20 protein-coding genes are annotated in these 20,609 nt (G+C 68.1%); 10 read left to right on the top strand and 10 right to left on the bottom strand.

The annotated features are described in order from the left end of the window. Nucleotides 1-46: 46 nt before the first annotated feature. Genes RIN18_RS09060 through RIN18_RS09050 form a run of 3 tightly spaced genes read left to right on the top strand, consistent with a single transcriptional unit; the run spans nt 47 to nt 3,023 of the window. The gene (locus RIN18_RS09060) at nt 47-1,459 is read left to right on the top strand and encodes a PLP-dependent aminotransferase family protein (protein WP_309103641.1); all 1,413 of its coding nucleotides are present in this window, start codon (nt 47-49) and stop codon (nt 1,457-1,459) included. A 9-nt stretch (nt 1,460-1,468) separates the two neighbouring features. Beyond that, nucleotides 1,469-1,960, top strand: coding sequence for a hypothetical protein (locus RIN18_RS09055; RefSeq protein WP_309103640.1), 492 nt, complete (start codon nt 1,469-1,471; stop codon nt 1,958-1,960). A gap of 49 nt (nt 1,961-2,009) precedes the next feature. Further along, nucleotides 2,010-3,023, top strand: coding sequence for an aldo/keto reductase family protein (locus tag RIN18_RS09050; RefSeq protein WP_309103639.1), 1,014 nt, complete (start codon nt 2,010-2,012; stop codon nt 3,021-3,023). Nucleotides 3,024-3,089: 66 nt separating this feature from the next. Here RIN18_RS09050 and RIN18_RS09045 read toward each other — a convergent pair whose 3' ends face one another. Genes RIN18_RS09045 through RIN18_RS09030 form a run of 4 tightly spaced genes read right to left on the bottom strand, consistent with a single transcriptional unit; the run spans nt 3,090 to nt 7,538 of the window. Further along, nucleotides 3,090-4,004, bottom strand: coding sequence for a carbohydrate ABC transporter permease (locus RIN18_RS09045; RefSeq protein WP_309103638.1), 915 nt, complete (start codon nt 4,002-4,004; stop codon nt 3,090-3,092). Further along, nucleotides 4,001-4,948 carry a sugar ABC transporter permease gene (locus RIN18_RS09040; RefSeq protein ID WP_309103637.1) on the bottom strand — a complete coding sequence of 316 codons (948 nt, stop codon included), beginning with the start codon at nt 4,946-4,948 and terminating at the stop codon, nt 4,001-4,003. Before RIN18_RS09040 ends, RIN18_RS09045 begins: the two co-directional genes overlap by 4 nt. Nucleotides 4,949-4,951: 3 nt before the next feature. Further along, complete coding sequence (locus RIN18_RS09035; RefSeq protein ID WP_309103636.1) at nt 4,952-6,262, bottom strand: sugar ABC transporter substrate-binding protein; 1,311 nt, start codon at nt 6,260-6,262, stop codon at nt 4,952-4,954. 40 nt (nt 6,263-6,302) lie between these two features. After that, nucleotides 6,303-7,538 (bottom strand): aminotransferase class V-fold PLP-dependent enzyme, encoded by a 1,236-nt coding sequence (locus RIN18_RS09030; RefSeq protein ID WP_309103635.1) that lies wholly within the window; start codon nt 7,536-7,538, stop codon nt 6,303-6,305. Between the two features lie 161 nt (nt 7,539-7,699). Here RIN18_RS09030 and RIN18_RS09025 point away from each other — a divergent pair, with 161 nt between their 5' ends. Next, a complete protein-coding gene (locus RIN18_RS09025) occupies nt 7,700-8,410 on the top strand; it encodes an FCD domain-containing protein (protein WP_309103634.1) in 711 nt (236 codons plus the stop codon). A gap of 5 nt (nt 8,411-8,415) precedes the next feature. On the opposite strand, the gene RIN18_RS09020 is transcribed toward RIN18_RS09025, so the two are convergent. The 4 genes from RIN18_RS09020 to RIN18_RS09005 all read right to left on the bottom strand — a co-directional run bounded on the left by RIN18_RS09020 (nt 8,416) and on the right by RIN18_RS09005 (nt 11,447). After that, a complete protein-coding gene (locus RIN18_RS09020; RefSeq protein ID WP_309103633.1) occupies nt 8,416-8,931 on the bottom strand; it encodes an ACT domain-containing protein in 516 nt (171 codons plus the stop codon). 167 nt (nt 8,932-9,098) lie between these two features. Continuing rightward, nucleotides 9,099-10,154: a PLP-dependent cysteine synthase family protein gene (locus tag RIN18_RS09015; protein WP_309103632.1), complete on the bottom strand. Its 1,056-nt coding sequence runs from the start codon at nt 10,152-10,154 to the stop codon at nt 9,099-9,101. 19 nt (nt 10,155-10,173) lie between these two features. Beyond that, complete coding sequence (locus tag RIN18_RS09010) at nt 10,174-10,881, bottom strand: hypothetical protein (protein ID WP_309103631.1); 708 nt, start codon at nt 10,879-10,881, stop codon at nt 10,174-10,176. A 29-nt stretch (nt 10,882-10,910) separates the two neighbouring features. Then, complete coding sequence (locus tag RIN18_RS09005; protein ID WP_309103630.1) at nt 10,911-11,447, bottom strand: CGNR zinc finger domain-containing protein; 537 nt, start codon at nt 11,445-11,447, stop codon at nt 10,911-10,913. 39 nt (nt 11,448-11,486) lie between these two features. Here RIN18_RS09005 and RIN18_RS09000 point away from each other — a divergent pair, with 39 nt between their 5' ends. From RIN18_RS09000 to RIN18_RS08980, 5 genes are all read left to right on the top strand, one after another. Beyond that, nucleotides 11,487-12,473, top strand: coding sequence for a DMT family transporter (locus tag RIN18_RS09000; RefSeq protein ID WP_309103629.1), 987 nt, complete (start codon nt 11,487-11,489; stop codon nt 12,471-12,473). A 102-nt stretch (nt 12,474-12,575) separates the two neighbouring features. Then, complete coding sequence (locus RIN18_RS08995; protein WP_309103628.1) at nt 12,576-13,256, top strand: GntR family transcriptional regulator; 681 nt, start codon at nt 12,576-12,578, stop codon at nt 13,254-13,256. After that, entirely contained in the window at nt 13,253-14,779 is a 1,527-nt protein-coding gene (locus tag RIN18_RS08990) for an MmgE/PrpD family protein (protein ID WP_309103627.1), read from the top strand. The genes RIN18_RS08995 and RIN18_RS08990 overlap by 4 nt, the downstream gene beginning before the upstream one ends. Then, nucleotides 14,779-15,681, top strand: coding sequence for a methylisocitrate lyase (prpB, locus tag RIN18_RS08985; RefSeq protein WP_309103626.1), 903 nt, complete (start codon nt 14,779-14,781; stop codon nt 15,679-15,681). The genes RIN18_RS08990 and prpB overlap by 1 nt, the downstream gene beginning before the upstream one ends. 2 nt (nt 15,682-15,683) lie before the next feature. Further along, entirely contained in the window at nt 15,684-16,817 is a 1,134-nt protein-coding gene (locus RIN18_RS08980; protein ID WP_309103625.1) for a bifunctional 2-methylcitrate synthase/citrate synthase, read from the top strand. A 24-nt stretch (nt 16,818-16,841) separates the two neighbouring features. Here RIN18_RS08980 and RIN18_RS08975 read toward each other — a convergent pair whose 3' ends face one another. After that, nucleotides 16,842-17,807: an acetylxylan esterase gene (locus tag RIN18_RS08975; protein ID WP_309103624.1), complete on the bottom strand. Its 966-nt coding sequence runs from the start codon at nt 17,805-17,807 to the stop codon at nt 16,842-16,844. 147 nt (nt 17,808-17,954) lie between these two features. Beyond that, the gene (locus RIN18_RS08970; protein ID WP_309103623.1) at nt 17,955-18,926 is read right to left on the bottom strand and encodes a hypothetical protein; all 972 of its coding nucleotides are present in this window, start codon (nt 18,924-18,926) and stop codon (nt 17,955-17,957) included. Between the two features lie 505 nt (nt 18,927-19,431). Here RIN18_RS08970 and RIN18_RS08965 point away from each other — a divergent pair. Beyond that, nucleotides 19,432-20,448, top strand: a complete 1,017-nt coding sequence (locus RIN18_RS08965) for a LacI family DNA-binding transcriptional regulator (RefSeq protein ID WP_309103622.1) — start codon at nt 19,432-19,434, stop codon at nt 20,446-20,448. The last annotated feature ends 161 nt before the right edge of the window (nt 20,449-20,609 follow it).

The raw sequence follows: 20,609 nt of genomic DNA, 5'->3' as shown, positions 1-20,609 counted from the left end.
CCAGCGATCGGTCGATGATGCCCCGACTCTCGTGCGAGCAGGCGAGGTGTCCTCCGACACGCTGGCCGCTCGCCTCGGCCGATGGACGCAGGGGGAGGGCACGCTCGCGACGCGATTGGCGCGGGGCATCGCCGGGCTGATCGAAAGCGGAGAGCTGCGTCCGGGTGATCGATTGCCGGCGGAGCGCACCCTGGCAGCGGTCAGTTCTGTCTCTCGCGGCACGGTCGTCGTGGCCTACGCGCGACTCGCCGAAGATGGTCTCGTCGAGCGGAGGCAGGGCAGTGGCACGAGGATCGCCGGAGTGGCGGCATCCGCGGTTCCCTTCCAACGGCCCGGGAGGGGCGAGGTGCTGTTCTCGGCCCTCCCCAACGCGATCGACCTGTTGCGCACCGTCCCTCATCTGTCGAACCTCACGACGCGGCTCATCCGTGAACACGAACCGCGGCTCGACCTGGCGCTGCTGCCCGAGACCGATCCCGCCGGGCTCCCCGCACTGCGCGCCCAGATCGCCAAACTGTTCCAGGCCGAAGGCACACCGACCACCGCGGAACAGATCCTCGTGACGCATGGCGCGCAGCAGGCGATCAGCCTCGTCGTGAACGCGCTCGTCGGCCCGGGCGACGTGGTGTTGGCCGAGGAGGTCACGTGGCCGGGCGTGACCGATTCGGTCGGCCTCCGCGGCGGCACAGTCCACGGTGTGCCGATGACCGGCGACGGCCTCGACGTCGACGCGCTGGAGGTGGCGATGGCGCGGCTCCGGCCGGCACTCGTCGCGCTCAACCCGCACCACCAGAACCCGACCGGCACGCGACTGCCCGCGTCGGCCCGACATCGAGTGGCCGAGCTCGCCGCGCAGTACGGCGTGACGGTGATCGAGGACCGCGTCGTCGCCGGCATCTCCTTCGACGGCGTGGTTCCGGCGTCGCTGGCGGCTGAGCGCCCGGACGCACCGGTGATCGTGGTCGAGTCCGTGTCGAAGTGGGCGTGGGCGGGGCTTCGGATCGGATGGCTGCGTGCCGACCCCGTGCTCGTGCGACGACTGCGCGGTGCCAGGCAACTCGCGGATCAGTCGACGAGCGTTCCCGGGCAGCTGCTCGCCCTCGACCTGATCGCTCACGCCGACGAGCAGCGGCGCGACAGCAGCAGACGGCACGCGCAGAAGCTGCGGCTGCTGCAGGAGCAACTCGCCGAACACCTACCCGACTGGACGTACGACCCGCCCCGCGGCGGTCTCTCGCTCTGGGCCCGATTGCCCATCGGATCGGCCGCCGCCGTGGCGCGCCTCGCCGCCGGCCACGGTGTGTCGGTCGCCGGAAGTGCCGCATTCGCTGCGTCCGTCTCGCCCGACGATCACATCCGTCTTCCGTTCACGGCGCCGGACGACGTCCTCGTCGAAGGGGTCCGCCGATTGGGTGCCGCATGGCGGGAGTATCGGGAGTCTCTCGATGGCGCGTTCTAGAGTGAGCGCATGACGCGCCAGACGCAGACGCTGTGGATCTCGATCGCCGGCGTGCTCGGGGTCACCGCGTATGCGACGCTCGCCGCGGTGCAGATCCTCGTCCTGAATCCGCTCGCCGCCGCGCCCGGACTCACGCTAGATGCGATCCGCGCAGAGATGTCAGGCGCAGGGGAGAGCCTGGGGCACGAGCGAGTTCTCTTCATCCTCGGGATCGGGGTGGCGCTGGCTGTCGGGGTCGCCGTGGTCTCCGTCATCACGAAGGCGCCGCCGATCGTCCCCGGGATGACTCTTCTCGCGCTACTGACTTTCGGGGCCTTCGCATACTTCGCCGCGTCGTTCGGAGCCGGTATGGGTCTCGCCGACACGTTCGGGATCAGCGGCGCCGACTACTCCCCGTGGGCGGTGGCGCTGTACGTGGTGAGCGCCCTCGCCGCGATCGCCGTGATCGTCGTCGGGATTTCGACAGTCGTACGTGATCGCCGCGCTCCGGCACCTGCGTGAGACCGGTCGATCCGTCCCCGCCACCCGCGCGAGCAAGTAGCGTTGATACATGGTCAACTATCGCTTCCTCGGTAACAGCGGTCTCAAGGTCTCGGAGATCACCTACGGCAACTGGGTCACGCACGCCTCGCAGGTCGAAGACGACGCGGCGCTGAAGACGGTGCACGCGGCACTGGATGCCGGGATCACGACATTCGACACCGCAGACACCTACGCGAACACGGCCGCCGAGGTCGTGCTCGGCAAGGCGCTGTCGGGTCAGCGCCGAGAGGGTCTCGAGATCTTCACGAAGGTGTACTTCCCGACCGGCCCGAAGGGGCCGAACGACACCGGCCTGTCTCGCAAGCACATCCTCGAGTCGATCAACGGCTCCCTGAAGCGCCTCGGCACCGACTACGTCGACCTGTATCAGGCGCACAGGTTCGACTACGAGACCCCGCTCGAGGAGACGTTCCAGGCCTTCGCCGATGTCGTCCGCCAGGGCAAGGCCCTCTACATCGGCGTTTCCGAGTGGACGGCCGAGCAGCTGCGCGAAGGCCACGCGCTGGCGAAGCAATTGGGCGTGCAGCTCATCTCGAACCAGCCGCAGTACTCGATGCTGCACCGCGTCATCGAGGGCAAGGTCGTGCCGGCATCTGAAGAGCTCGGCATCTCGCAGATCGTCTGGTCGCCGATGGCGCAGGGCGTCCTGTCGGGCAAGTACCTGCCAGGACAGCCCGTGCCGGAGGGCTCGCGCGCCACCGACGAGAAGAGCGGCGCGCACTTCATCAAGAGCTTCCTGACCGACGACGTGCTCACCGCCGTGCAACGGCTGAAGCCGATCGCGGCCGACGCCGGGCTCACCATGCCGCAGCTGGCCATCGCCTGGGTGCTGCAGAACCCGAACATCGCGGCCGCGCTCGTGGGAGCCTCGCGCCCCGAGCAGCTCGCCGACACGGTGAAGGCATCGGGTGTCACGCTCGACGCCGACACGATGGCCGCCATCGACACCGCCCTCGGTGACGCGGTGTTCTCCGACCCCGAGAACACGTACACGGTCTCGCCGAAGTCGCGCCTGGTCTGACCGACCCGGCCCATGACAGCACGAAGGCCGCCGTTCCCCGGAACGGCGGCCTTCGTCGTGTCGCTGCTACTCCTTGACCGCCCCGGCGGTCAGGCCCTGCACGATCCATCGGCTCGCGAGCGCGAACATCACCATGGTGGGCAGGATGGTCAGCACAGCGGCAGCCGACATCGAACCCCAATCGATGTTGAAGGTCGAGATGAAGCCGTTCAATGCGGACGGCACGGTGCGGTTCTCGTCGGTGTTCATCAGGACGACTGACAGGAACAACTCGTTCCAGCAGTTCACGAAGTTGAAGATGAACGCGGCGATGATCCCGGGGGTCATCACAGGCACGAGCACCCGAAACAGGGCGCCGAGGCGGGAGCACCCGTCGATCATGGCCGCCTCCTCGAGTGCGTCGGGCACGTTCGCGAAGAAACCTCGCAGCATCACCGTCGAGAACGGGATGCAGATCGCGATGTACACGAGGATGAGCCCCGACTTGGTGTCGACGAGGCCGAGCTCGGTCATCATCGAATACAGCGGACCCAGCGCGATGAACGCCGGGATCATCTGCGTCAGGAGGAACGCGATGAGGATCGCGCCCTTGCCGCGGAACTCGAACCGCGCAAGCACGTACGCACTGAGCAAGGCGATCAGCGTCGCCACCGCGCCGCCGATCACCGCAACCAGAGCCGAGTTGCCGAGGAAGACGCCGAACGAGCTGTGCTGGAACAGGCCGACGTAGTTCTCCAGCGACGGCTCGCTCGGCCAGTACTCGATCGGGAACCGGTTGATCGTGCCAGGCGACTTGATCGACGTCAGCGCGATCCAGTACAGCGGGAACAGCGTGATGACGAGCCACAGCGCGAGCCCGACGACACGGGCCACGCCGCCGACCGTGACCCGCGGCTTCGGGCGCGGGGCGGCTGCGGGATCGGGAACGGTGATCCTCCGCGTCTGCGACGCGCCTGTCGGGTGAGTGCCTGTCATGGTCATCGCTGAGCCCTCCGCATCGCCATCAGATAGAACGCGCAGAACACGAACAGGAACGCGACGACGATGAGCCCGATGGAGCTTGCGATGCCGTAGTTGCCCTGCTGGGTGTAATTGACCATCCAGGTCGTGATGATGTGCGTCTGGTTGGCGGGGCCACCGTTGGTCATCGCGTAGATGATGTCGGGGAAGTTGAAGATCCAGATGATGCGCAGCAGGATCGTGAGGAACAGCGTCATCGAGATGTACGGGATGATGATCGAGAACAGCTGCCGGAACCGTCCGGCTCCGTCGAGGCTCGCCGCCTCCAGCATCTCGTCCGGAACGGACTGGAGAGCGGCGAGGATCATGATCGCGAAGAACGTCACCCCGTACCAGATGTTCGCCACGATCACCGCGAACATCGCCAGCTTCGGGTCCGCGAGCCAGGGAAGGGGAGCGTCGATGAGGCCCGCCTTCATGAGCAGGTCGTTGACCACGCCGAACTCGGCATTGAACATCCAGCGGAACAGCATCCCGATCAGGAAGCCGGAGACGGCCCACGGGAAGAAGACCAGGGCCTGATACAGGCCGCGGAAGCGGAAACGCTTGCGCAGCGCGAGCGCGATCAGGAATCCGATCACGAGCTGCGGCACCAGCGAGCCGACGACCCAGAGCACGGAGTTCCACGCCACGATCGGAAAGGCCGGATCCTGGAACACCGCGACGAAGTTGGCGAAGCCGACGAACGGGGTCGAGGTGAGGTCCCAGAGATTCCAGTCGTGGAAGGCCATGCGGGCACCCTGCAGCATCGGCCAGTAGGTGAACCAGCACACGAAGACGATCGCCGGCGCGAGGAAGGCCAGCAGCGTCAGCGCGTGACGACTTCGGAAGGGGCGCCTGCGGGATGCCGGGGAGGCCCCGCCGGCGATGCCGACGGAGCCTCCTTGACGATCGGAGCGGGCCACGGGTCAGCCCTTCTCCGCGGCGTACTTCTCAGTCCAGAATGCGTCCCACGAGGCGAGCAGGTCGCTGGTGGACATGTTGCCGAGCAGCACGTTCTGCACATCCTGATCCGCCTTCTGGATCCACTCCGTCCACCAGCTGACACCTCGCGGCTGGCGCACGTTGACGTACGTCTCGGGGTCTTCCGTCATGGTGACGTAGCTGGTCCACGGGCCCGAGGAGTAGAACTCGTCGTCGGCAGCCTCGGTGATGATCGGCACGAGACTGTTGGCCTGCGCGAACTCGGTCGCCGGTTCGGCCGATGACAGGAACTCGACGAGCTTCACCGCCGCGTCCTTGTTCTCGCTCTTCTGCGCCACGCCCCAGCCGGCGACCGCCAGCGGTTGTGCGGCCTTGCCGGAGGGCCCGACGAGGAGCGGAGCGGTGTCCCACTGGTCCTCGGTCAGCGACGAGTCCTGCACGGTGGCGATGACCTCGGGATCCTGCAGCAGGAAGGCGGTCGTGCCGTTGGTGAAGCCGGCCACCATCTCGGGGTAGCCCCACGATACGGCCGAGGGCGGCGAGGCCTGCTCGAACAACGCGAAGTAGTCGTCGACGGCTTCCTGCGCCTCGGGGGCGGCGAAGATCGTGGAACCGTCTTCCATGAGGAAGGCGTCATCGACGTTCAGGTCGTCGATCGTGTACGCCTCGATGGCGGCCACGACGTTGCTGCTCGCGTTCGGGCCGCCGCGGAACGCGTAGCCGTAGACGTTGTTCGCCGGGTCCTGAATGGCGGATGCCTGCTCCAGCAGTTCCTTCCAGCTGTGCGGAGGTCCGTCGAAACCGGCGTCGGCGACGAGGTCGGTGCGATAGAACAGCGACAGACCGTAGAAGCCGTAGGGCACGAAGTAGCTCTTGCCGTCCTCGGCGACCGATGCGGACTTGGCGTTGTCCGTCAGCGCGTCCCAGCCGTCCCAGTCCTCGAGGTCGTCCGTGAGGTCGTGGAGCCAGCCGTTGTTCGCGAACGGTCCGACGGTGATGTCGCGCACCTCCAGGACGTCGACTCCCTTACCGGACTGCAGCATCTGCTGGATCTTCTGGTCGGCCTGCTCGGTCGGCGGCGAGATGAGGTTGACCTTGATCTTCGGGTTCTTCTCCTCGAAGTCGTCGAGAAGCCCCCTGATCAGGTCGGTACGGGCGGGGTTGGTCAGACTCTCGACCATCTGCAGGGTGACGGCTCCGTCGGAGGACGCGCCGCCTCCGGCGGAGCAGCCGGTGAGTGCGAGAACGGCAACGGTGCCGACTCCCGCCGCTGTCGTCAAGATCTTGTTCTTCACGATGTGCCTCTCAGTTGGTGATTCGGGTGGGGATGCAGGGTCAGGGGACGACGATCGATTCGGCAGACCGGATGCCGGCGCGGCGGAGGATCTGCGGGATGCAGCGCCCGACGAACGCGTCGAAATCGGATGCTTCGGTGTACAGATGCGCCGACAGGCGGAAGTATCCGATGCCGCGGAAGCTGGTGAACGCCGTCTCGACGCCGGTCTCGTCGAGCAGTTCCATGCGCAGCGCATCGGCCTCTTCGCGAGTGGCGCCGAGACCCAGCGGAAGGCGGACGAGGCGCATCGACGGCACCGGCGACGGCAGGGTCGTGAGCGGCTCTTCGTCGGCGAAGGGGCGCAAGCCCTCGGCGATGATCTCGGCACCGGCATCCACGAGCTGTGCCATCGCTTCCCGCGCCTGCTGCCAGCCGAACTCGTTCTCGATGAAGTCGATCGCTGCCGGTGTGGCGAGATAGGTCGTCGCATCGATCGTGCCCTGGGTGTCGAAACGGGCGGGGAACGTCTCGCGCGCAGCCCACGAGTCGATGAGGGGCCAGAGATCATCCCGATCATGGGCCGCGGTCACGAGCAGAGCCGAGCCACGCGGGGCGCATGGCCACTTGTGCAGGTTGCCGAACCACCAGTCGCCGCCGGCGGCTGCCGCTGCGTCGGGGATGAGGCCGGGTGCGTGAGCGCCGTCCACGAGGGTGCGCACGCCGTGCCGGGCCGCGCTGTCGGCGATGCGCCGCGTCGGCATTTCGCGCGCGGTGGGGGAGGTGATCTGGTCGATGATGACGAGCCTGGTGCGCGGGGTGAGTGCGTCGCTGAAGCGCTCGACGATCTCGTCGTCGTCGGCGAGCAGCGGAAGCTCGACGACCCGCACGGTCGCGCCAAAGCGCCGGGCGAGACGCTGCGCCCCCATCGTGATCGCGCCATAGCCCTGATCGGTGACGAGGATCTCGTCGCCGGTCTCGAGACGCAGAGCGTTGTAGACGACAGTCGCCGCGGCCGAGGCGTTCGGCACGAAGGCGCTGTCCTCGGGGCGAGCGCCCACGAACGGTGCGGTTCGCTCACGAGCGGCTCGCACTCGCTCGGCGATGCGCGGGAACCACTCGACCGGGCTGAGGTCGGCCTGTCGCCGCAGCGCATCCTGATGCGCGACGACCGCCGAGGGGACGGCACCGAACGATCCGTGGTTGAGGTGCACGATCGCCGGATCCAGCGGCCACGCGTCTCGAGCGCGGTCGAACGACGTCAGTCGAAGCGGTGCGGGAAAGGGGGCGGCTGGCATGAATCCTCATCAGCGAGTAAGAGAGTTGTTGCACAACTTTGCCATAAGCGGCATCTCAAGGCGAGGGATCGGGCACAATTTTACAAAGTCGTCATACAAGTTTGTCGAGCGACGGCTGTCCGACAGACTCGCAGGAGATCCGGGTGCCAGGGAGGAACACGATGAGCGCGTTGGACAAGGCGCTGCACGGGCTGCGGGCTCTCATCGCCGACGGCGCGCTGCGCCCGGGCGATCGACTGCCGAGTGAGGGCGAGCTGTGCGAGCGGCTCGGCGTCTCCCGGGGGTCGCTGCGCGAGGCCATCCGCACCCTCGCGGCCCTCGGCGTCCTCGACACGCGCCACGGCTCTGGCAGCTATGTCAGCGAGTTGCGGGCGGCCGACCTGATCGGGAGCCTCTCCCTCACCGTCGGACTCCTGCCGATGGCGGGGGTGCTCGAGCTCACCGAGCTGCGGCGGGTGCTGGAGCCGCACGCAGCCGCGCTCGCCGCTGCACGGATCGGCCCCGACACGGTCGAGGCGCTCAGTGGGCTTCTCGACCAGATCGAGGCGAGCGACGACTTCGAAGATCACTCCCGGCTCGACCATGAGTTCCACATGACCATCTCGGAGGCCGCCGGCAACAGCGCCCTCACGAGCCTGATCGACGTGCTGCGGTCGCGGTCACGCGCCTACCGCATCCCGGATGCGGGAGACGCCGCCGAGCTCAAGCTGCACTCCGACGCAGGACACCGCGCGATCCTGCGCGGACTGGCCGCCGCTGACCCCGTGGCAGCATCCGCCGCCGCATCGTCGCACGTGGCCTACACGGAGTACTGGGTGCGCCGGTACACGGACGTCGAGGGAGAACAGCGCGAGGGAGATGCCGCCGGCTGACCGGCTCAGCCGAGCGTGATGTCTACCTGGATCTCGGCCGCGAGGCGCTCCAGGTCGGTGCGCAGCCTGTCGAGGTCGACGGATGCCGGCACCCGCGCCACGACGGTGGCCTCGAACAGCCGGCCGCCCGACATCGCGGCATCCCTGGTGGTCGTGGTCAGACCATCGATGCTGAGCTCGTGCGCGTTGAGCGCGACGGACACCTCGCGGACGATGCCGGGATGGTCGTTGCCGAGCACCTGGATCGTCAGCCGCTCGCCATCGGTCGCAGCGGTCGCCTCGCTGCCGGTGAGTACGGCGACCGTGAGCATGCCCTGTCCTTGCAAACCCCGCAGTGCCGCCTCGAGTTCGGTGGCTCGCTCCGTGGCCACCGATACCTCGATGACACCGGCGAAGGTGCCTGCGAGCTCGGCGAGCTGGCTGTTCTCCCAGTTGCCACCGTGGGCGTCGACGACATCGGCGACGGCGGCGACGAGACCCGGGCGATCGGCGCCGGCGACGGTGAGGATCAGAGTTGTCATGGGGTCAGCGTAGCGAGGAGTGCTCAGCGCCCCCAGCCTCAGGCCGGCGGTCCCCGGCCGGCGCCGTTCACAACTCAGGAACAATGACCGCTCCTCGGCCCGAGAGAGGCGGATCAGGGGCGTGTCTGCTCGACTCTCCTGAATTGCGACCGCAACGTGCGGGACGGTCAGTCCCAGGTGCCGGTGTCGAGGAAATGCTCCAGGCGAGCGCGGTGCGGCGCGAGGTCCCAGCCCTGGGCCGCGACCCAATCATCGGAGTAGTACGTGCCGGCGTAGCGGATGCCGCTGTCGCAAATGAGGGTGACCACGCTGCCGGACTCGCCGGCTGCGCGCATCCGCGAGATCAGCTCGAACGCTCCGTAGAGGTTCGCCCCGGTCGAGCCTCCTGCCCAATGGAGCGTGCGCTCCTTCAGCACGCGGATCGCGGCGATCGACCCGGCATCGGGCACGCGGATCATCTCGTCGATGACCGTCGGCACGAACGACGGCTCGACGCGCGGCCGGCCGATCCCCTCGATGCGGCTGGGCCTGCCGGCCGGCGGGTCGACGGTGCCAGCCCAGCCGTCGTAGAAGGCCGATCCCTCAGGGTCGACCACTGCGACCTGCGTCGCGTACCGGCGGTACTTCACGTATCGGCCGAAGGTGGCGCTGGTGCCGCCGGTCCCGGCGCCCGTGACGATCCAGCGCGGGATCGGATGCCGCTCCTGGGCGAGCTGGTTGAACACGCTCTCGGCGATGTTGTTGTTGCCGCGCCAATCGGTGGCGCGCTCGGCGTAGGTGAACTGGTCGAGATAGTGCCCGTTGCAGTCCGCGGCCAGCCGCTGTGCCGTCGGCGACATGTCCTCCGCCCGATCGACGAAGTGGCACTGTCCGCCGTAGAACTCGATGAGGTCGATCTTCTCCTGGCTGGTCGAACGCGGCATCACGGTGATGAACGGCAGCCCGAGCATCCGGGCGAAGTACGCCTCGGACACCGCTGTCGACCCGCTCGAGGACTCCACGAGGGTGGTGTCTTCGTCGATGCGTCCGTTCACCAGTCCGTAGAGGATGAGGGAACGTGCGAGGCGGTGCTTGAGCGAGCCGGTGGGATGCACCGACTCGTCTTTCAGATAGAGGTCGATGTCCCATTCCACGGGCAGCGGGAAGAGGTGGAGATGCGTGTCGGCGCTGCGATTGGCGTCAGCCTCCAGCAGGGCGATCGCGGTGCTGGTCCAGGTGGTCACGCCCTCGAGCGTACCGGGGTCACTCCGTCGAATACCCGCCCTCGCCGGTGTCACCGTCATAGCGGAACACCCGGTCCTCACTGAAGGTGATCTCGATGTCGGACCCCAGTGGCTCCTGCGCAAGCAGCAGCCTCTCGAGCTCCGCGGACTCGGCGAGGTACTCTCCGGCGGTCGCATCATCGACCCCGAAGGATGCCGCCAGCTTCATGTCGGTGAGGAAGAAGAGGAAGGCGGTGACTGCGGTGAGATTGAAGTCGCTGCGGGGAATCTGCGTCCACAGTGATCCGTCGTCGCGGGCGCGCTTGTACTGCTCGATCTTCGCCTCGAGATGGCCCTCGATCGAACTGGCGTCGACCGCGCCGTTCCCGGGGTCCGCGCCCTCATCGGGCGATGCCGTGGCCGCTGGCGTCGGGAGTGCCGGTGCGTCCGGCTGGGAGGTCAGCAGTGCGGTGGCGGCGATGATCGCTGTGACGACGACGACCACGATCGTCGCGATCACGGCGGCGGGCACCCACCCGGGGGCCGGCGGCGACGCCTGCGAAGGGGGCGCGGTGAGATGTGGGGGACCGGGATGCGGGATCACCCGGGTCACCGCAGGAGCGGGCGATGCGGGGACGGGCGGGGCGAGAGGCACGGTCGTCGGCGGGATGTACGGCGAGACGGGCGCAGGCGGGACGACCTCCGCGCCGCCGCGGGCCTGGTCGGATTCGCCGGAGGTGTTCGCCATCGTGCTCCCACGCTACCGGCCTCGGAGCGTCAGGCGTCCTGACGCCTCGCGCGGTACGCGGCGACGGCGTTGCGGTTGGAGCAGATCGTCGAGCAGTACCGGCGGGAGCGGTTGCGCGAGAGGTCCAGCGCGAGCGCTTCGCACTCGTCGTCGGCGCAGATCGAGATCCGGGATCCTTCGTCGGCGCGGATCACGTCGATCAGCGCCATCGCGGTCTCGATGAGCACGCGCTCCGTGAGGGGCCGATCGTCGCCGACGGCATGGAGATGCCAATCGGCACCGTCGTGACGCACGAGCCGGGGCGTCAGGGTGGATGCCGCGAGGGCACTGTTGACCTCTTTGACCATGTCATCGCGGGGAGCGAGGAGCATGCGGCGAAGCCGTGGACGCAGCTCCCGCAGTGACGAGAGTTCTCGCTGGTCGCGGTCGATGCGGCCGGTGTAGGTGAACTCGCGCAGGAAGACATCTTCGTCCTCGAGGTCGCGGAGCGTCTCAGGTGGGGCGGCGGAGTTGACGAGCCACACCGCCGCGCGAAGCGTCTCTTCCGTGTCATCGGTGAAGATCATGTTGACACCTTACATCCCCGCGGAGTAGCGTCATCGACCATGAGCAAAGTGGCAGATGACACGACAGTGCGCAACATCCGGCTCGGTCTGCCGCTGGCGGTCGCTGCGGCGTTCACCTTCGGGATGTCGGGCTCCTGGGCCCGCGGACTCATCGATGCCGGATGGACTCCGGGTGCTGCGGTCACCGCGCGTGTCTCGGTGGCAGCGGTCGTCCTGCTCGTCCCGACGCTTGTCGCACTGCGCGGTCGGTGGGGGGCGGTACGCCGGAGTGCCGGATTCATCGCGGCGTACGGCCTTCTCGCGGTCGGCGCGACCCAGCTGTTCTACTTCCAGGCCGTGGCCGTGATGGATGTCGGCCTCGCCCTGCTCATCGAATACACCGCGCCGGTGGCCGTGGTGCTGTGGCTCTGGCTGCGTCGCGGAGAGCGGCCGAGCCGCCGCAGCATCATCGGTGCGATCATCGCCTTCGTCGGGCTCGTGCTGATGCTCGACGTCATCACGGGTGCAGAGGTCGATCCCATCGGCATCCTCTGGGCTCTCGGGGCGATGGTCGGCGCGGCGATGTACTTCGTCCTCTCCGGCCGCACCGACACCGGGCTCCCGCCGATCGCGCTCGCCGGGAGCGGCATGCTGCTCGGCGCGATCGGGCTGGGCCTCGCCGGGGTCATCGGCGTCCTGCCGATCGCGTGGACCACGGCGCCCATCGAGTACCGGTCCGGAAGCGTGCCCTGGTATGTGCCGGTGCTGGCGATGGGCGTCATCGCCACGGCTCTGGCGTTCCTGCTCGGTATCGCGTCGACGCGGATGCTGGGCTCACGCCTGGCGTCGTTCGTCGCACTCACCGAGGTCGTCGCCGCGCTGCTGTTCGCCTGGTTGATGCTCGGTCAGCTGCCCGACCCGCTGCAGGCGCTGGGCGGTGCACTGGTTCTCGCCGGCGTGGTGATCGTCAAACTGGGCGAGCCCGTGCCGACCGTGCAGCTCGAACCTCTCCCGTCCGAAGCGGAGCGCACTGCGACGAAGAGGTGACCCCGCCGCCTCACCCGACGGCGCTCGTCAGGTTTGTATACCCTGAACGTGAATATCCTGCGTACCGACGTGGAGAGTGCTGATTGTGTATACAATGAGGGCATGACTCTCGCCTCGGAGCGCATCTCAGCGAGCGATCGCGCATACGCCGTCCTGCTCGAGGAGATCCAGTCCGGCGCCCTCGCTCCCGGAATGGTGCTCGGCGAGGTCGAGCAGGCCGCGCGACTCGGCGTGAGTCGTACGCCCCTGCGCGAGGCGCTGGGGCGGCTCAGCGCCGACGGGCTCGTCGTGCAGCAGTCGCCGCGCGTCACCGTCGTCGCCGACCTCGATGCCGACGACATTCGTGCGCTCTTCGAGATCCGCCGGGCGCTCGAGGAGTCCGCCGCCCGTCTCGCCGCCACCCGCGGCGACGCCGCTAACTTCGCAGCTCTCGCGCGAGAGTTCGCAGCCGTCGACCTCTCAGCCGGCGCCGGCCGAGCGGAGTACTACGAACTCATCGGCCGGTTCGATGCGGCGTTGGATGCCGCCGTCGCCAACGATTACCTGGCCGCAGCCCTGCGCACCGTGCGGACCCATCTGGTGCGCGTGCGCAGGATGGCCAGCGACCGGCCGGCCCGGCTGGCGGCATCCGCGGCCGAGCACCGCGCCATCGCCGAGGCGCTCGCCGCCCGCGACGGCGAACTCGCCGCCCACGCCACGCACGTGCACCTGCACAACGCGCTCGCCGGCATCCTCGACTCCCTCTCCGACGACACTCCCCACGACACCGAAGGCATGCAATGACGATCACCCATCACGTCCGCGTCCACCGCAGCGAAGAGAAGCTCGATCGCACGGCTCAGCTCGCCTGGAAGATCGCCGAGGTCGCCGCCGACCCGGTGGAGGTCGAGAGCGACGTCACCGAGATGATCATTAACCGCGTCATCGACAACGCCGCGGTCGCGGCGGCATCCCTGACTCGAGCCCCCATCAACGCCGCCAGGGCCCAGGCGTTCAGCCACCCGGTGTCGACCGGTGGAGGGGGCGCGACCGTGTTCGGTGCCCCGCTCGAGAAGCGCACCAGCCCCGAGTGGGCGGCGTGGGCGAACGGCGTCGCGGTGCGCGAACTCGACTACCACGACACGTTCCTGGCAGCGGAGTACTCGCACCCCGGCGACAACATCCCGCCGATCCTCGCCGTCGCCCAGCACACCGGCGCCGACGGCCGTGCGCTGGTGCGGGCCATCGCCACCGGCTACGAGATCCAGATGGATCTGGTGCGCGCGATCTGCCTGCACAAGCACAAGATCGATCATGTCGCCCACCTCGGCCCGTCCGCCGCCGCCGGCATCGGGACCCTGCTCGGGCTCACCCCCGAGACGATCTACCAGGCGGTCGGCCAGGCGCTTCACACGACGACCGCCACCCGGCAGAGCCGCAAGGGCGAGATCTCGACGTGGAAGGCGCACGCCCCCGCCTTCGCCGGCAAGATGGCGGTCGAGGCCGTCGACCGGGCGATGCGCGGGCAGACGAGCCCCTCGCCGATCTACGAGGGCGAGGACGGCGTGATCGCCTGGATGCTCGACGGCAAGGACGCCTCGTACCAGGTGCCGCTTCCGGCGGCGGGGGAGCCGAAGCGCGCCATCCTCGACTCGTACACGAAGGAGCACTCCGCGGAGTACCAGGCGCAGGCGCTCATCGACCTCGCACGCCGGCTGCACCGCGCCCACCCGCAGCTCGCGGATCCGGCGAACGTCGAGTCGATCGTCATCCACACCAGCCACCACACGCACAATGTGATCGGCTCCGGCGCGAACGACCCCCAGAAGTACGACCCGACCGCCTCGCGCGAGACGCTCGACCATTCGATCCCGTACATCTTCGCGGTCGCCCTGCAGGACGGCGGCTGGCACCACGTCGACTCGTACACGCCGTCGCGCGCGTCGCGCCAGGACACGATCGCGCTGTGGCAGAAGGTCACGACTGCCGAGGATGCCGAGTGGACGCGCCGCTACCACTCCGAGGACCCAGACGAGAAGGCGTTCGGAGGTCGCGTCGAGATCCGCCTCACCGACGGCAGCACCGTCGTCGACGAGATCGCCGTCGCCGACGCCCATCCGCTCGGAGCCCGTCCGTTCGCCCGAGAGGACTACATCGCGAAGTTCCGCATCCTCGCAGAGCCCGTGCTCGAACCCGCCGAGATCGAGCGCTTCCTCTCGCTCGTCCAGCGCCTGCCGGAACTCCCCGCAGCCGAGGTCGGTGAACTCTCGATCATCGCGAGGCCGGGACTGCTGGAGATCACGCCGGCGCCCGGTGGGCTGTTCTGATGCTGTACTCGAACGTCGCACCCGGTGAGAAGCGGCGGCTGCTGCGGGAGCGGCTCGGCTCGGGTGAGCTGCTGCAGTTTCCCGGCGCGTTCAACCCTCTCTCGGCCCGCCTCATCGAGCAGAAGGGCTTCGACGGCGTCTACATCTCAGGAGCGGTGCTCTCGGCCGACCTAGGCCTCCCCGACATCGGACTCACCACGCTGAGCGAGGTCGCGGGGCGGGCGAAGCAGATCGCCCGCATGACCGACCTACCGGCGATCGTCGACGCTGACACCGGTTTCGGCGAGCCGATGAACGTCGCGCGGACGATCCAGGAGCTCGAGGATGCAGGGCTCGCCGGCACCCACATCGAGGACCAGGTCAATCCCAAGCGCTGCGGGCACCTCGACGGCAAGAGCGTCGTCGACGAGAGCACTGCGATCAAACGCATCCGCGCGGCGGCCGACGCCCGGCGCGACGCGAACTTCCTCATCATGGCCCGCACCGACATCCGCGCGGTGGAGGGGTTGGATGCGGCCATCGATCGGGCGAAGGCGCTGGTGGATGCCGGGGCCGACGCGATCTTCCCCGAGGCGATGCGCGACCTCGCCGAGTTCGAGGCCATGGCGACGGCACTCGACGTGCCGATCCTGGCGAACATGACCGAGTTCGGCAAGAGCGAGCTGTTCTCGACCGCCCAGCTGCAGAACGCCGGCGTCAGCATCGTGATCTGGCCGGTCTCGCTGCTGCGCATCGCGATGGGAGCAGCCGGACGCGCACTCGATACGCTGAACGAGGAGGGGCACCTCACCTCACGGCTCGGCGAGATGCAGCACCGCGCCGATCTCTACGACCTCATCGACTACGAGTCCTACAACCACTTCGACTCCGGCGTCTTCAACTTCACCATCACGAAGGAGTGACCATGACCGACCCCGACATCAAGAAGGGCCTCGCCGGCGTTGTCGTCGACACGACGGCGATCTCGAAGGTCAACCCGGAGACCAACAGCCTGCTCTACCGCGGCTATCCGGTGCAGGAGCTCGCAGCGACCCAGCCGTTCGAGGCTGTGGCGTACCTGCTGTGGCACGGCGAGCTGCCGACTCCGGAGGAGCTGGCGACATTCCGCCTCGAGGAGCGCCGACATCGCGCCCTCGCCGACAACGTGAAGGCGGCCATCGATCTGGTGCCGCGGGAGTCGCATCCGATGGATGAGGTTCGCACCGCGGTGAGCCTGCTGGGCGCGACCGACCCCGCGGCGGGCGGATCGGTGCTGGACGCGGGCGGTACTGCCGAGGAGAACCTCGAGCGCAGCATCCGCCTGTTCGCGGCACTGCCGGCGATCGTCGCCTACGGTCAGCGTCGCCGTCGCGGCGAGGACGTCATCGCGCCCCGCGACGACCTCGACTACTCCGCCAACTTCCTGTGGATGACCTTCGGAGAGCTGCCCGATCCGGTGGTCGTCGACGCGTTCAACCGCTCGATGATCCTGTACGCCGAGCACTCCTTCAATGCGTCGACCTTCACGGCGCGCGTGATCACCTCGACGCTCAGCGATCTGTACTCGGCCGTCGTCGGGGCCATCGGCGCCCTCAAGGGACCGCTTCACGGCGGTGCGAACGAGGCCGTGCTGCACATCTTCGACGAGATCGGCGACGCTGCGAACGTGTCGTCGTGGCTGGACACCGCGCTCGCCGAGAAGCGCAAGATCATGGGCTTCGGGCACCGGGTGTACAAGAAGGGCGACTCGCGCGTGCCGACCATGAAGGGGGCGCTCGACACGCTCGTCGAGCACTACGGTCGCACCGAGGTCGCGGATCTCTATGACGCGCTCGAGAGCGAGTTCGTCGCGCGCAAGGGGATCTACCCGAACCTCGACTACCCGTCAGGGCCCGCGTACAACCTCATCGGCTTCGACACGCTCACGTTCACGCCGCTGTTCGTCGCGGCGCGGGTGACGGGCTGGACCGCCCACATCATCGAGCAGGCCGGATCCAACGCCCTCATCCGTCCGCTGTCGCACTACGACGGCGTCGAGGAGCGGCACGTCACCGACTGACGACGAGGCGCGTGGCCGCTGTCGCTACAGGCGTGCGGCGAGCCACTCGGTCTGACGCAGCCACTGCACGATCTGCCCTCCCTCGTGACCGTTGAACTCGTAGACGGCGATTTCAGCGTCGGGCGAGCCGCAGTGATTGAATGCCGCGAACACGCTGGAGGGCAGCACGACGGCGTCCATCAGCGCGACCGAGAAGAGGGCGCTCGCCGAGATGCGACGTGAGAAGTTCACGCCGTCGAAGTACGAGAGCGTCTCGAAGACCTCATCGACCCGGCCGCGGTGCACGGCGAGATAGCGCTCGACCTCTTTGAAGGGATTTTCGGGCGTCAACTGCACCGATCGGCGGAAATGGCACAGGAACGGCACGTCGGGCATCGCGGCGCGCACCGCGGGGTTCAGCGCGGCCGCCGCCAGGCTGATGCCGCCGCCCTGGCTGCCACCGGTCACGCTGATGCGGTCCGCGTCGACGGTGGGAAGGTCGGCCACGGCGTCGATCAGCAGCGCCGCGTCCGTGAACACCCGGCGGTAGTAGTACGTCTCGGGGTTCTGGATGCCGCGGGTCATGAAGCCGGGCACGGAACCGTCGGAGCCGTGCGGATCCGGCGTGTCCCCGCCGGATCCCCAGCCGCTGCCCTGTCCGCGGGTGTCCATCAGTACATGGACGTAGCCGGCTGCCGCCCACTGCAGGCGTTCGCCCGGCGCTCCGCGCCCGCCGTTGTAGCCGATGTACTCGACCACGGCCGGCAGAGGCCGGTCGGAGCGAGGGCGAGTGATCCAGGCGCGGATCGGCTCGCCGCCGAATCCGCTGAAGGTGAGGTCCTCGACGATCAGCTCCGTGATCGGGGTCGCGACCGGTGCGATCCTCGGCGCCGAGGCGAGTGCGCGTGATTCTTCGAGCGTGCGCGTCCAGAACTCGTCGAAGTCTGCCGGTTCCGCGACGTCCGGACGGAAGGTGCGCAGCTGATCGAGCGGGAGGTCGGTGAGTGCCATTCGCGTCACATTAGCGGAGTTGCCCGTGACGGCGGTTCCGCGTGACGCACGAACAGCTTCTGTCTGACACACCAGTCGCGGCGTGAAACGCCAGTCGCGGCGCGAAACACCAGGTGGGGTGAGGTGTCTCGCGCGGAAAGTGGTGTCTCACGCGGAGAACGCCGTGCGGGCGAACGACGCCAGCATCGCTGACTGCGCCGGGGCGGTCTGCTGCACACCGGCGGACGAGAGTGCGCGCACGAGCGGGGCCACCCGCCAGGCATCCGCGAGGTCCCATCTGGCGAAGGCGTGGCCGTTACGCCGGAGTCTGTCTTCGCGACGCTTCTCGTCGGCGAGTCGCCGCGCGGCTGACGCACCGTCGTCGAGCTGATACTTCTGCCAGCCGTCTGACTCGCCGATCGCGTCGCATGATGGGAAATGAAAGTCGACGCGGTCGAGGTGGCCGTCGTAGCGGAACTCCCGCTGGAGCTCGGGCGTTTCGAACCCGCTCCATTCGATGACGGCACGGCTGATGCTCTCCGCCGGCGACTCCGCGCGTCCGTCGGCGCGCTCCCAGACCCATCGTGCGCGTGCGCGCCCGCGCCGGTCCGGGACGCTGTCCGTGAAGGCCTGGAGATCTTCGACCCGAAGGCCGCCACCCTGTGCCGGCGAGACCGCACTGTCCGCGGTCGCCAGCGCCTGCGCCGGTGGCAGAGCACGCGCGAGATCGGACACCGTCTCGAGCGGCCGCGTCACCAGCACGCCGCGCACGCGCTCGACGCTGCGAGGCAGGATGCTGGTGTGCACGACAACGTCGCCGAACCGGCGCGACGTGCGGCGATCGGGATCGAACACATGGATGTCGCGCGGCTCGCCGAACAGCGGAAGACCCTGCACGACTGCGGCGGATTCGAGGCATAGCGCGGCATCCGGGTGAGCGCGTGCGAAGGCATGGACCCGGACCGCGTAACGCTGCCAGGGCGGGAGCTTTTCGAATGCGTTGCGTTCGACATACATCCCGACGCGGACGCGTCGCCACGCGTGCCCCGAGAGGCGGAGGCCGAGGGAACGCGCTTCGGCGGCGGTGATGATCGGCACCGGCGATTCGGTCACAGCGCGATCGGAGAGGAGCAACGGCATCCCGGCATCCTCGCCGCCCGCCCAGCGTCCTCGCGTCGTCATTCACCGCACGTGTGAACAGACGACTTCACTCCTCATCGGTGGAGGAGAAGTGCGGGTGGTGAGGCGAGGCGGCGTGGTGAGCGAGACGCAGGTATTCGCGTGAGACCCCATGCATGGCGTGGTGTCTCACAACGCAGGCGGGGTTTGATGACGGCAGTGGCGTCTCGTGCTCGAGATGGTGTCTCGTGGCAGATGTGGTGTCTGGTGGCAGATGTGGTGTCTCGAGACGGCGTCGTGAGCGAGACTTCGGTTTTCGCGTGAGACACCATGCCCGGCGTGGAGTCTCACGACAGAAGTGGGGTTTCACGACAGAAGTGGAGTCTCACGACAGAGTGGGGTTTCACGACAGAAGTGGGGTCACGGCGCAGGCCGCACTCGGGCGAGGCGGGAGTTGTAGGGTGAACTCGCGGGCGCGGAGCGATTCTGCAACGTTGTAGAGTGGTCGCAGGATGAGGGGGTGCGCATGGCGGCAACGCTGCACGACGTGGCGAGGATCGCCGGCGTCTCGATCAAGACGGTCTCGAACGTCATCAACGACTACCCGCACATCCGTCCGTCCACCCGCGAGAAGGTCGAGGCCGCGATCTCCGAGCTCGGCTACACGCCGAACCTCACCGCACGCAACCTCCGCTCCGGGCGCACCGGCGCGATCGCGCTCGCCCTGCCCGACCTCAGCCTCGCGTATTTCGCCGAACTCGCGGCCCAAGTGATCCACGAGGCCGAGGCCGCCGGGGTGGTCGTCCTCGTCGAGCAGACCGGCGGCGACCGCGCTCGCGAGCTGGATCTGCTGCGCAGTCCGCGGCTGCAGCTCACGGACGGGCTCATCTTCAGCGCTCTCGGCATGAGCCAGGACGACGTGAGAGCGCTCGACGTGAGCTATCCAATGGTGCTGCTCGGTGAGCGCATCTTTGACGGGCCCACCGACCACGTCACGATGCGCAACGTCGAGGCGGCACGGGCCGCGACCGAGTTCCTCATCGCGAGCGGATGCCGCCGGATCGCCGTGATCGGCGCCCATGAGGGCGAGGTGATCGGCTCGGCGGGGCTTCGATTGCGCGGTTATCGTCAGGCACTGGATGCTGCCGGCATCGACTTCGACGAGAGCATCGTGGGGTACACCACGCTCTGGCATCGGGCGAACGGCGCCGACTCGATGCGCGAGCTGCTCGCGCGAGGGGTGGAGTTCGACGCCGTGTTCGGCCTGAACGACACTCTGGCGCTCGGAGCGATGCGCGTGCTGCAGGAGTCCGGCGTGCGTGTTCCTCACGACGTGCAGGTGGTCGGCTTCGACGACCTCGACGAGGCCGAGTACTCGATTCCGTCGCTGACGACGGTGGATCCCGGACGGGACTGGATCGCGAAGACGGCTGTGGCGACGCTGCTTGATCGCATCGCGCGCGCCGACGCGATCGAGGCACCACGGCAGTTGCTCGCCGAGTTCCGGATCGTCGAGCGCGAGTCCGCGCACCGCGCGGATTGAGCTCTCGCGCCCGCCGCGATCACGATCCGACGACGCTGCTTGACAGACGCGTCAACCTCGTTCATCATGGCTCTACAACGTTTACTTTCCAACGTTGTAGAGACTTGGGTCCGACGGTGTGCCTCTCCGGCTTCCGCGCGACTCGAGCCCCTCTTCCCGAG

Source organism: Microbacterium sp., from assembly GCF_031179285.1.
GTDB lineage: Bacteria > Actinomycetota > Actinomycetes > Actinomycetales > Microbacteriaceae > Microbacterium.
This window is presented reverse-complemented; position numbering and strand designations above follow the sequence as displayed.